This window comes from Dietzia cercidiphylli, from assembly GCF_014145145.1.
Lineage (GTDB): Bacteria > Actinomycetota > Actinomycetes > Mycobacteriales > Mycobacteriaceae > Dietzia > Dietzia natronolimnaea.
In genome coordinates this window covers 1-11,315 of sequence record NZ_JAALEA010000172.1, presented here as the reverse complement: position 1 = coordinate 11,315, position 11,315 = coordinate 1, and the positions used below count along the sequence as shown (strand labels likewise).

Here is an 11,315-nt window from a genome sequence, read left to right as displayed (position 1 = left end):
GTCGAGTTCGCAGGATCTACAACTCAGCAGCTTTGACTTTACATAATGTAGATTATCGGCACTTAACCAGAAGGCTGATAGCAGTGGGCCCTGCAGCGATGCTGTCGATCGTGCCGCCCGGTTGTCGGGCCCGGCGCCGCGTGCTTCTGTCGGGCTGTTCCGGGTCGCCCCGCTCATCGGCTGAGGTCGCCACCATATCGACGCTGTCTCCGCCCATGTCGTTCGCGACGGCCGACTCCGTCGTGGGGTGACGCCCTGTGGGTGGCCTGGCCCCGAGGTGTCACCCGGTACCGCCGGGCGTGGACTCTGGCGGGCGGAACCAGTCAGACGGGTGGAACCCGACCTGACGGGTTAATCGCCGGCTCTTCGGGGCGGCACCGGGGCGGCTGGCTGGCTGCGCTCACAACGTCACAGTGACGTTTCCAGGGGCACTCCCCGTGTTGCCGGGTGACGTTCCCCGAGCTATCGAGGTCGCCCCGCGCCGGCGGGTACGGGCGGCCGCCGGTGATCCCACGGCACCGCCTGCTCGAGCTGACCGGCGAGGCGCAGGAGCATGGATTCACCCCCGAGCTGTGAGATGAACTGCACCCCCATGGGCACGCCCTCCGGGGTCCGGTGCAGAGGCAGCGAGAGCGCCGGTCGGCCGGTGAGATTGGCCAGCTGGGTGTACGGGATCCAGTTGAGGTTGTTGTCGATCATCGATTCCACGAGCCCCGAGCGTCGCAGCAGGCCGGCTGTCCGGGTCTTGAGTAGCCCGGTCGCCGCACGGTGTGCCAGTCGAGGGGTGTCCAGCGCGCCGATATGCGGCGGCAGGTCGGCCAGCGTGGGCGTGACCAGGAGGTCGTAGCCGTCGAAGAAGGCCGACAACCGCCGCACGTGCTCGTGTCGACGCATCACCGTGTCGACGTACTCGACACTGCTGTGCGCTCGTCCGAGGGCCGCCATGATCTGCGTGTCGAGCTCGAAGTCACCGTCCCGGCACCCCGTGCGCCGCTTGGCGTCGTCGACCTGCCACGCCAGGACCACGAACCAGGTGGCGAGGAAGTCGCGGGCCAACGCCAGGTCGTCGACCGGTTGCTCGGTGAGCATCTCCACGTCATGACCGAGGTCGGACAGCGTCCGTGCGGCCGCCTCCACCGACGCCAAGGCCTCCGGGTGGGGCTCGGAGTTGATCGAGGATGCGGTGCACACACCGATCCGCAGCCGTCCCGGATCCTGACCGACCTGGGAGAGGAAGCTCTCGGTGGGCACCCCGGGAAGGTAGGGTCCGCTCGGCTCCCCGCCCGCCAACACATCGAGCATCGCCGCGGAGTCGCGGACGGAGCGCGAGATCACGCCGTTCGTCGCAGCACCGTGCATCGCCTCTCCGACCGACGGCCCCATGGGGACCAGGCCGCGGCCCGGTTTGAGCCCGACCAGGCCGCAGCAGGCGGCCGGGATGCGGATCGAACCGCCGCCGTCGCTGGCCCCCGCCACGGGGACGACACCGGCCGCGACCGCCGCGGCTGACCCTCCCGAGGAACCTCCGGGCGTCCTGCTCGCATCCCACGGGTTGCGGGCGGGACCGAAGAGGTCCGGTTCGGTGATGCCCTTCGCGCCGAACTCCGGGGTGTTGGTCTTGCCGAAGATGACGAGGCCCGAGTCGAGCCAGCGCTGTACCACTGTCGAATGCTCGGCCGCCGGGATACGGGACAGGGGCCGCGAGCCTCCGCTGGTCGGCACCCCGCGGTAGTCCTGACCGAGGTCCTTGATGAGGAAGGGAACGCCGGCGAAGGGGCCGTCGAGCGGCCCCGCCACCCGTTCCCGGGCCCGGTCGTCCATCCGCTGGACGATGGCGTTGAGGTGCGGATTGACGGCGTCCGCCCGGTGCAACGCGACCTCGAGCAACTCGCCCGCCGTCACCTCTCCCGACCTGACCGCGTCGGCCAGGCCCAGGGCGTCGTGGCGACGATACTCATCGATGTCCATGGGTTGTGAGTGTATCCAGAGGCCGTCCGCCGGGACGGGTGAGCGCGAGATGCGCCAGACTCGGGGTATGACAGAGTCGACGTTCCCCCGACCCCTCCGGGCCGCGGTATGCCTCGTGCTCGCGATCGCGACGGGCGCGTGTGCAGGGCAGTCCGGCGATCGCTCCCCGTCCGCGTCGATCCCCACAGATGGGTCGCGGAACCTGACCAGCCACTCGACGGTGATGGACGACCTGACCCGGACGTGGACGGTCTACCGTCCCCCGGCGGCGGAGGGCGATCCCTCGGCGCCGGTGCTGCTCGTCATCCACGGGACCGGGGACACCGGCTCGGGGATCCGCAACGGGATAGGCCCCGACCTGGAGCGCCTGGCCGACGAAGAGGGCTTCGCGATCGTCTACGTCGACGGCCACGAGAACAACTGGAACGAGTGTCGGAGGGAGGGCGACTGGCCTGCGAAGGAAGAGGACCTCGACGACGTGGGGCTCTTCCGGGAGGCCGCCGGGTCGCTCGGGACGACCGGTCCGGTCTACGCGGTGGGCTTCTCCGCCGGCGGGCACATGGCCATGCGACTCGCCCTCGAGGCGCCGGACCTCGTCGACGGCGTCGCGGCGGTGGCCGCCAATCCCCCGACCCGGGAGAACCTGGACTGCGGGGTCGGTGGCGAGCCGGTTCCGATCATGTTTGTCCAGGGGCGGCAGGACCCGATCAACCCGATCGACGGTGGCGAGGTCCGCGTGGGATCGGGCCTCGCCGCGCAGTCGCGGGGTGAGGTGTTGTCCGCCGTGGACGGCGCCGAGTGGTTCGCCCGACACAACGGGGTCGCCGCTGCCGGGTCGTCCCCGTCGGTCAGTCGGGACGGGGACGCCGAGACGATCACCTGGGAGGGCCCGGATCCGGTGCGCCTGGTGATGGTGGACCGGGTGGGGCACTCCTTCCCCACCCTGTCCGGCAGGTGGGGCCGCGACGGTGGGGCCCGGTACGACGCGCCCGGCGAGATCTGGCGGTTCTTCTCCCCCGGCCCGCCGTGAGGACGCCCGGTCGACCCGCCTCACCCGGGCCGCCCTGACCGCACCGGTGCCGGTGGTCAGCCGCGCCGGCCGCGCCACGCTCTCCATGCCCCGGTGGACCACAGTGCCCACGCCACCAGGAGGGGCTGGAAGAACAGTCGGATGAGGCGGGCGCGGTCGGTGTCCAGTCCGAAGGCGGCCGTGCCGGTGACGTACTGCGAGATGTTGCCGGGGAAGATCGCCACGACGAAGCCGGCGGTGACCCACCCCACGGCGGGCCGGAACCTCGTCGGCGCCAGGATGAGGGCGGCGCCCAGTCCTATCTCGACGACACCGGAGGCCAGCACCACGAAGTCCGGGTCCAGGGGCACCCAGGTGGGCACCTGGGCCTGGAACTCCTGCCGCATGGTGGTCAGGTGTCCCACGCCGGCGCCCAGCAGTGCGGCGCCGAGGGTCCAGCGTCCCAGGTGACGGATCACCTCGCCGGCCCGGCCCGGGCGTCGTGTCATCCGGGTGCCGGTGCGTCCGGCCGGTCGCGTACCTGGGGTGTGCTCCATGACAGAAGTATTGCGCACAACTCAATTGTGCGCAATCGAATTCTGCGGGACAATGGGGAGATGGACGCCGATCTCCGCCTCGACCAGCAGGTCTGCTTTGCCCTCTACGCCGCTTCCAGGGCGTCGACAGCGGCCTATCGGGAGGCCCTGGCCTCGGCCGGGCTCACCTATCCCCAGTATCTGGTGATGCTCGCCCTGTGGGAGGAGGACGGTCTGACGATCCGACAGCTGGGCGACCGGATGCTCCTGGACTCCGGCACCCTCTCCCCGCTGATCTCGCGGATGGAGGCCGCCGGACTGGTGTCGCGTCACCGGGCGGGAGGGGACGCCCGGAGTGTGACCGTCGTGCTGACCGACGCCGGGCACGCCCTCCGCGACGAGGCGGGCCGCATCCAGTGCTCCCTGTTGGAGAAGCTGGACCTGCCGGCGGAGGACCTCCTCGAGCTGCGTCGACTGGCGCGGAATGTCGTGGCGGCGCTGGAGCGTGCCGACGCGACGTGAGTCCGGGGCGCCGCCGGGCCCCGGGTGGGGTCAGCTGTGCCGAGCCGGATCCGGCCGCGGAACGTTCTGCAGCCTGAGTTGGCCCCTCGCGAGTACCGTGCCGCTCTCGGACTGGCGGATCACCACGTCCCACAGCTGCTGACCGCGCCCCTGGAACAACGCTTCCGCGCTCACGTCGACCCGCCCGCCGGTCGACGCCCGCAGGAAGTCGGTGCCGTTGTGGACGCCGACCGCGATCTGGCCCCGGTCGGCCACGGCGGCTCCGGCGCCCGCGCCGCCCGCGGACTCGACGATGCTGGCGTAGACACCCCCGTGGACGGTCCCCCACGCGGTGAGGTGGTCCTCGCCCAGAAGCGCATGGCCCCTTAGGCTCGTCGCGGTCACCTCGTCGATGACGAGCCCTGAGGCTCGGACGAACCTGCTCGCGTCATCGGAAGAGGCATCGGGGAATCCGTCGGAGGTGGTCATGAGTTCTTTCTACCCGCACCCGATCACTGCTCCGCGGCGCTCGCCACGGGTTGGCGCAGTATCGTCCGCAGCCGAGCCGGTTCGGTCTTGCGCGCGTCGGAGAGATAGATCTCGTGGTGGTGCCCCGAGGCGATCAGGCCGCGACCGGTGATGGCCTCCTCGTGCATCCGGGCGATGACCGGACCCTCCGCGTCGTACGGTCCGACGTGCAGGGTCTGGACGGCCGGGCCCTCCGCGAACTCCTCGAGGCGGACCCGGTCCACCGCGACGTGAGGCTTCCTCCGGGTCACCGTCTCCACGGCGGAGGCCACCATGTCCTCGGTGACCCAGTCCGGCTGCCAGATCATCATGGTCCACGCCCAGGCGTCCTTGTCCCGCGCGGTGAACACCCCGAGGTCGTCGGCGTACCAGAGACCCTCGAGCGGGCCGACGGTGTGGACTCGCCCGAGTTCGACCCTGGCCACCGCCCGCACCGCATAGGAGCACGTGTACAGCGCCTCGAGCACCTTGCCGTAGTCCGCGGAGGTGTTGGGGTTCCCCGAGCCGTCGGCCGTGAGGAATCGCATCGGTGGTACCTCGACCAGGTCGAACCTCGCGACTGTGCCGTTGTAGAGGTCCCTGCGCTCCCGTTTGATGTCGAAGGTTCCCACGTCTCACCCTTCCCGCAGTTCGTCGATCTGCCGGCGGTACACCTCGGTGAGGTCATCGATGTACGCGCGATCCCACCTCGGCGTGATGTGCTTGCTGCAGTTGGCGTCGGCGGCCACGAGATCCACGACGATCGCCCTCTCGACATGCCCGGTGTAGGTCCTCTCCCCCATCGAACGCAGGCGCCCGATCAGGTCCGGGTCCCGGTCCGGTTCGATGACCCGGGCGTGACCGAAAACCTTGAGCCTGGCCCGGGTGGGATAGTCCACGAAGAGCAGACAGACGCGCCCGTCGTGGTCCATGTTCCCCACGGAGACGTACTGACGGTTTCCGCGGAACTCCAGCCACGCGAGAGAGGTGTGCGTCAGGACGTGGACGAACCCGGTGGGTCCCCCGCGGTGCTGGACGTACGGCCACCCGGACTCGGTGACGCTCGAGAGGAGGAAGTGGTCGGCGCGCCGGATCAGCGCGGAGTCCGTGCCCTCCAGGGCGAATTCGCCGGTCTCCGTCGGCCTGGTGACGCCCGTCGACTCCTGCCGTGCACGGGCGGCGGGACCGAACGCGATCTCGGGATATCGGTTGGTGGGCATGACCACGACCCTAGTCCGCCGTACCGGACCGTCAACTCTGATTGACGCGCCCGGTGCTGTCAACGTAGGTTGACGAACGAGGTGAGAAATGTGAACACGACCTATGACGACGCCGACGACCACGAGGAAGACACGCCGAACCCGGTCGCCCGCCTGGCCGCGATCGCGGAGGCGAGGGCGGCGCTCGCCCGGGAGGAGTCGGCGGCGGTCCGACACGCTCGGCTGCACGGGTTGAGCTGGGCGGAGATCGGAGTCGTCCTCGGAGTGAGCAAGCAGGCACTGCACAAGCGGTTCGGTAAGGCGGGGTGATCGCCGGTACCCCTCACCCGATCGCGGGCTCGACACCCTCCGCCACGTACCGCGCGAGGTGCTCACCGGTGAGCGTGGACCGGGCTGCCACGAGCTCGGCGGGCGTGCCCTCGAACACGACGCGGCCGCCACCGTGGCCGGCCCCGGGACCGAGGTCGATGATCCAGTCCGCGTGGGCCATGACGGCCTGGTGGTGCTCGATGACGACGACGGACCTGCCCGCGTCCACCAGCCGGTCGAGCATGCCCAGCAGGTTCCGGACGTCGGCCAGATGCAGGCCGGTGGTCGGTTCGTCGAGCACGTAGACCTCCGCTTTGTCCGCCATCTGCGCGGCCAGCTTGAGACGTTGCCGCTCCCCTCCCGACAGCGTGGTCAGCGGTTGTCCCAGCCGGACGTAGCCCAGTCCCACGTCGCGGAGCCGGAGCAGGATCTTGTGCGCGGCCGGAATCCGCGCCGGTCCCTCGCGGAAGAACTCCTCTGCCGTGGCCACCGACATCGCCAGGACCTCACCGATGTTGCGCTCCCCCAACCGGTACTCCAGGACCTCGGCCTGGAAGCGCCGGCCCTCGCAGTCGTCGCACGTCGTGGCGACCCCCGCCATCAGACCGAGATCGCTGTAGATCACGCCCGCCCCCTTGCACGTGGGGCACGCGCCCTCGGAGTTGGGGCTGAACAGGGCGGGTTTGACCCCGTTTGCCTTGGCGAAGGCCTTCCGGATGGGCTCGAGCAGCCCGGTGTAGGTGGCCGGGTTGCTGCGGCGGGACCCGCGGATCGCGGCCTGGTCGATCGCGACCACACCGGGACGTGGGGAGACCGACCCGTGGATGAGCGAGCTCTTCCCGGAGCCGGCCACGCCGGTCACCACGCACAGCACGCCCAGCGGGATGTCGACGTCCACGTCCCGGACATTGTGGGCGGTCGCGCCCCGCACCTCGAGGTGGCCGGTCGCCCTGCGGACCCCGTCCTTGAGCGTCGCGCGGTCGTCGAGGTGGCGGCCGGTGACCGTGTCGCTTCCCCGGAGGCCGGCGACCGACCCCTCGTAGCAGATCTCGCCACCGGTGGACCCGGCACCGGGCCCCAGGTCCACCACGTGATCGGCGATGGCGATGATCTCCGGCTTGTGCTCCACCACGAGGACGGTGTTCCCCTTGTCACGCAGCCGCAACAGCAGGTCGTTCATCCGCTGGATGTCGTGCGGGTGCAGACCGATCGACGGCTCGTCGAACACATAGGTCACGTCGGTCAGCGCCGACCCCAGGTGTCTGATCATCTTGACGCGCTGCGACTCACCACCGGAGAGCGTGCCGGCCGGCCGGTCCAGGGAGAGGTAGCCCAATCCGATCTCCACGAAGGAGTCCAGGGTGTGCTGCAGCGCGGCGAGCAGCGGGGCGACCGATGGTTCGGAGACCCCGCGAAGCCACTCGGCCAGGTCGGTGATCTGCATGGCGGAGGCATCGGCGATGTTCAGTGCGCCGATCCGCGACGATCGTGCGCCCTCGTTCAGGCGGGTGCCGTCACACTCCGGACAGGTGGTGAACACCACGGCTCGCTCCACGAATGCCCGGATGTGCGGCTGCATCGCCTCGACGTCCTTGGCCAGCATCGACTTCTGGATCTTCGGGATGAGCCCCTCGAAGGTCACGTTGATCCCGTCGGCCTTGATCTTGACCGGTTCCCTCCGGAGCAGGTCGTGCATCTCCTGTTCGGTGAAATCGCGGACTGGCTTGTCCATGTCGAAGAAGCCGGACCCCGCGTAGATGCGTCCGTACCACCCGTCCATCGAGTACCCGGGTACCGTGATGGCCCCCTCGGCGAGGGACCTGGACCGGTCGACCAGAGCGTCGACGTCGAAGTCGGACACCGACCCACGCCCCTCGCACCTGGCGCACATCCCGCCGGTGATGGAGAACTCCGCCTTCTGCCGGGTGCCGTCCGCCTTCGTCAGGATGCCCACCCCGCTGGCGGACGCGACGTTGAACGAATACGCCTTGGGTCCGCCGATGTGCGGCTCCGCCAGTCTGCTGAACAGGATGCGCAGCAGGGCTCCGGTGTCGGTGGCCGTGCAGACCGTCGAACGTGGGTCGGACCCCATGCGCTCCTGATCCACCACGATGGCGGTGGTGAGGCCGTCGAGGAGGTCCACGTCGGGGCGCGCGAGGGTGGGCATGAAGCCCTGGAGGAACGCGCTGTAGGTCTCGTTGATCATCCGCTGGGACTCGGCGGCGATCGTGGCGAAGACCAGTGAGCTCTTGCCGGAACCGGACACCCCGGTGAAGACCGTGAGCCGTCGTTTGGGCAGGTCGACGTTGATCGACTTCAGGTTGTTCTCCCGCGCCCCCCGGACGCGGATGACGTCATGGGAATCGGCGATGTGCTCACTCACGGGGCGTCTCCTCGCTGGGGTGTCTGCGGACAACCGTAGGTGCCGGACACCCCGCCGGGGAGGGATACCTCAGTCGCGGTTCACCTCAGTCGTTCGGCGCGCCGGGCAGCGTCCACCAGGTCACCGGACATCCGGGCCAACTCGGTGGCGTCCTCTCCCTCGAGGATCGCGGTGCGCAGGTCCTCGCACGCGCACCTGAGCTGGAACATCCGGTCCATGAGGTCCGTCGACTCGGCTTCCGAGAGCACCACGGTCCCCTCCGGCAGTTCGCGGACCCGCAGAGACTGCCGTTGCTCGTAGGCGCGCTGACGACACGACCGGCGGCAGTACCGTCGTCGTCGGCCCGTGTCGCCCTCGTCCACCGGACGCCCGCACCACGCGCACGAGGCCTCGCCCCGCCGAGGCGGGGGTTGAGCGGCGGGGGCGTCGGTGTCCACGGAGGTCAGGGTACCGAGACGGTCCCCGGCTGGCCTGCTGCCCTATCCCGTGGGAACATTTGGGGGGTCACCTGGCGTTACATCACCAGGAACACGGCAGCGTCGTGTCGCAGGCAGCTGGACAGACGGACGAACACGGTAGAAGGAGTTCGCATGGCAGATCGAGTCCTCAGAGGCAGCCGCCTCGGTGCGGTGAGCTACGAGACCGACCGGGACACCGATCTCGCGCCCCGGCGGATGGCCAAGTACCAGACGGAGAACGGCGAGGTGTACGAGGTCCCGTTCGCCGATGACGCCGAGATCCCCGGGACCTGGATGTGCAAGAACGGCCAGGAGGGCCAGCTCATCGACGGTCCGGCGGTCGAGGTCAAGAAGGGCAAGCCGCCGCGTACCCACTGGGACATGCTCCTCGAGCGTCGCTCGCTCGACGACCTCGAGGACCTGCTCAAGGAGCGGATGGACATCCTCAAGAAGCGTCGGCGCGCCGGCGCCCGCTGAGCATCCTGACGCCGGGCATCACGACCCGGCAAGGACGCCCCGGCCCCCTCACGGGGCCGGGGCGTCCTGCGTCCAGGGGTGCCAGGTCGGCTCCGGAGGGCGCCGGCTCAGCGCCGGACGAGTGACGTCAGTTGACGGCGCCGCTTCTCCCAGCCCCAGCGGGCCACGTTCACGGCGGCCTCCCGGAAGATCGACTCGCTCATCTTGGACTGCCCGACGGTGCGCTCGGTGAAGGTGATCGGGACCTCGACGACCGTGCCCCCGGAGTTCAGCAGCCGCCAGGTCATGTCGATCTGGAAGCAGTAGCCCTTCGACTCGATGGCCTCCAGGTCCAGGCGCATCAGTGACTCGCTGCGATAGGCCCGGAAGCCGGCCGTGATGTCCCTGATGCCCACGCCCAGCATGATCCGGGAGTAGACGTTGCCTCCGCGGGAGATCACGTGGCGCTGCCACGGCCAGTTCTCCACGCTGCCGCCGGGCACGTAGCGCGACCCGATCACCAGGTCCGCGCCGGCGTCGACCGCCGCGAGCATCGCGGGCAGCCGCTCGGGCGGGTGGCTGCCGTCCGCGTCCATCTCCACCAGCACGGTGTAGCCGCGCTCCAGGCCCCAGCGGAATCCGGCGATGTAGGCGGCCCCGAGTCCCTGCTTGCCCGGGCGGTGCAGGACGGTGATCCGCCCCCGCGCGTCCTGCGCGGCGAGCCGGTCGGCGACCTCCCCCGTGCCGTCAGGGCTGTTGTCGTCGGCGATGAGGACCGCCACGTCGGGAGACGACGCGAGCAGACGCTCGACGACGCCCGGCAGGCTGTCTCGCTCGTCGTAGGTGGGGATGATCACCAGGGTCCGCGCGGACGCAGCGGCGGGCGGAGGCGCCATCGGATCGGTCACTTACGTCTCCTCGTGCTCGGTCGCGGGTCGCTGCCTGGTGCGGATCAACGCCCATCCCAGGCCGACGAGCCCGATGAGACAGCTCACCATCTGCGGAATGCCGCCCAGTCGGGTTGCCATCGTACCGGCGGTCCCCAACTCGACCTGCGCCGCCAGTGTCGCGGGCTCGAAGATCCCGGTCTCCTGGCGCACCTCACCGTCGGGGCCGATCACCGCGCTGACCCCGCTCGTGGCGGCGATGAGGACGGGGACGTGGTGCTCGACGGCCCGGACCCGCGACATCGCGAGTTGCTGGTAGGTCATCGGGGATCTGCCGAAGGTCGCGTTGTTGGTGGGCACGGTGAGGATCTGCGCGCCGCGGGCGATCGGTTCACGGGCCGCGGCGTCGAAGGCGATCTCGAAACAGATGGCCACACCGAGGTCGATCCCGGCCGCGGTGATCAGCCCGGTGCCGTCACCCGGGACGAAGTGCCCCGCGGTCCGGGCGATCGGGAACAGCGCTTCCAGCGGCGCGCGGAGGGGCAACCACTCCCCGAACGGCTGGATGTACTTCTTGTCGTGACGGTCGACCACCGGACCGGCGGCGGAGTCGGACGATCGTCCGTCCCAGACCAGGTAGGAGTTGGTGGCCTCGGGGCCGTCCCCGACCGGCAGGACGGTGCCCACGAGGATCGGGGCGTCCAGGCGCCGGGACAGGGAGGTGATCTGGGCGCCGGCCAGACGGTCGGCCAGGGGCGAGATGTCGGAGGCGTTCTCCGGCCACAGCACCAGGTCGGGCCGGGCCGCCGTGCCGGCCTCGATGTCGTCGGCGAGCTCCGAGGTCACCCGGAGATGGTTCTCCAGGACCGCGCGACGCTGGGCGTTGAAGTCCAACCCGAGGCGGGGGACGTTGCCCTGGATGACGGCGACGTCGGCCGTCTCCCCCGGTGACCCGGTCGTGGTGTCGACCGCGGCGACCGCGACGAGTCCGACGGTGACCAGCGGGACGGCCAGCAGCCCCGTGGCGGCGCGCAACGGCTGGCGGCGGCGCGCGACCAGCAGGACCGTGAGCCCGATCGCG

At 70.0% G+C, this 11,315-nt stretch carries 13 protein-coding genes; 4 read left to right on the top strand and 9 right to left on the bottom strand.

The features are described from left to right. Nucleotides 1-462: 462 nt before the first annotated feature. Entirely contained in the window at nucleotides 463-1,968 is a 1,506-nt protein-coding gene (locus G6028_RS06780) for an amidase (RefSeq protein WP_182658409.1), read from the bottom strand. Between the two features lie 67 nt (nucleotides 1,969-2,035). Here G6028_RS06780 and G6028_RS06775 point away from each other — a divergent pair, with 67 nt between their 5' ends. Further along, the gene (locus G6028_RS06775; protein WP_182658408.1) at nucleotides 2,036-2,998 is read left to right on the top strand and encodes a CE1 family esterase; all 963 of its coding nucleotides are present in this window, start codon (nucleotides 2,036-2,038) and stop codon (nucleotides 2,996-2,998) included. Between the two features lie 56 nt (nucleotides 2,999-3,054). On the opposite strand, the gene G6028_RS06770 is transcribed toward G6028_RS06775, so the two are convergent. Beyond that, nucleotides 3,055-3,486 (bottom strand): DoxX family protein, encoded by a 432-nt coding sequence (locus G6028_RS06770; RefSeq protein WP_182658411.1) that lies wholly within the window; start codon nucleotides 3,484-3,486, stop codon nucleotides 3,055-3,057. 108 nt (nucleotides 3,487-3,594) lie between these two features. On the opposite strand from G6028_RS06770, the gene G6028_RS06765 reads away from it, so the two are divergent. Next, nucleotides 3,595-4,035 (top strand): MarR family winged helix-turn-helix transcriptional regulator, encoded by a 441-nt coding sequence (locus G6028_RS06765; protein WP_179525244.1) that lies wholly within the window; start codon nucleotides 3,595-3,597, stop codon nucleotides 4,033-4,035. A gap of 30 nt (nucleotides 4,036-4,065) precedes the next feature. Here G6028_RS06765 and G6028_RS06760 read toward each other — a convergent pair whose 3' ends face one another. Genes G6028_RS06760 through G6028_RS06750 form a run of 3 tightly spaced genes read right to left on the bottom strand, consistent with a single transcriptional unit; the run spans nucleotide 4,066 to nucleotide 5,741 of the window. Continuing rightward, complete coding sequence (locus G6028_RS06760) at nucleotides 4,066-4,503, bottom strand: PaaI family thioesterase (RefSeq protein WP_182652349.1); 438 nt, start codon at nucleotides 4,501-4,503, stop codon at nucleotides 4,066-4,068. Nucleotides 4,504-4,526: 23 nt separating this feature from the next. Continuing rightward, nucleotides 4,527-5,153, bottom strand: a complete 627-nt coding sequence (locus G6028_RS06755; RefSeq protein WP_182658407.1) for a GyrI-like domain-containing protein — start codon at nucleotides 5,151-5,153, stop codon at nucleotides 4,527-4,529. 3 nt (nucleotides 5,154-5,156) lie between these two features. After that, entirely contained in the window at nucleotides 5,157-5,741 is a 585-nt protein-coding gene (locus G6028_RS06750) for a pyridoxamine 5'-phosphate oxidase family protein (RefSeq protein ID WP_179525247.1), read from the bottom strand. A gap of 90 nt (nucleotides 5,742-5,831) precedes the next feature. Between G6028_RS06750 and G6028_RS06745 the strand changes: the two genes are divergently transcribed. Further along, the gene (locus G6028_RS06745; RefSeq protein WP_182658406.1) at nucleotides 5,832-6,050 is read left to right on the top strand and encodes a sigma factor-like helix-turn-helix DNA-binding protein; all 219 of its coding nucleotides are present in this window, start codon (nucleotides 5,832-5,834) and stop codon (nucleotides 6,048-6,050) included. 13 nt (nucleotides 6,051-6,063) lie between these two features. On the opposite strand, the gene G6028_RS06740 is transcribed toward G6028_RS06745, so the two are convergent. Both G6028_RS06740 and G6028_RS06735 read right to left on the bottom strand, forming a co-directional pair. After that, nucleotides 6,064-8,433: an ATP-binding cassette domain-containing protein gene (locus G6028_RS06740; protein ID WP_182658405.1), complete on the bottom strand. Its 2,370-nt coding sequence runs from the start codon at nucleotides 8,431-8,433 to the stop codon at nucleotides 6,064-6,066. An 80-nt stretch (nucleotides 8,434-8,513) separates the two neighbouring features. After that, a complete protein-coding gene (locus G6028_RS06735) occupies nucleotides 8,514-8,870 on the bottom strand; it encodes a hypothetical protein (RefSeq protein ID WP_179525250.1) in 357 nt (118 codons plus the stop codon). A gap of 153 nt (nucleotides 8,871-9,023) precedes the next feature. Here G6028_RS06735 and G6028_RS06730 point away from each other — a divergent pair, with 153 nt between their 5' ends. Further along, nucleotides 9,024-9,368: an RNA polymerase-binding protein RbpA gene (locus G6028_RS06730; RefSeq protein ID WP_179525251.1), complete on the top strand. Its 345-nt coding sequence runs from the start codon at nucleotides 9,024-9,026 to the stop codon at nucleotides 9,366-9,368. A 107-nt stretch (nucleotides 9,369-9,475) separates the two neighbouring features. Here G6028_RS06730 and G6028_RS06725 read toward each other — a convergent pair whose 3' ends face one another. Both G6028_RS06725 and lnt read right to left on the bottom strand, forming a co-directional pair. After that, the gene (locus G6028_RS06725; RefSeq protein ID WP_182658410.1) at nucleotides 9,476-10,243 is read right to left on the bottom strand and encodes a polyprenol monophosphomannose synthase; all 768 of its coding nucleotides are present in this window, start codon (nucleotides 10,241-10,243) and stop codon (nucleotides 9,476-9,478) included. A gap of 12 nt (nucleotides 10,244-10,255) precedes the next feature. Beyond that, the coding region (gene lnt / locus G6028_RS06720) for an apolipoprotein N-acyltransferase (protein WP_182658404.1) at nucleotides 10,256-11,315 on the bottom strand (1,060 nt) is incomplete at its 5' end.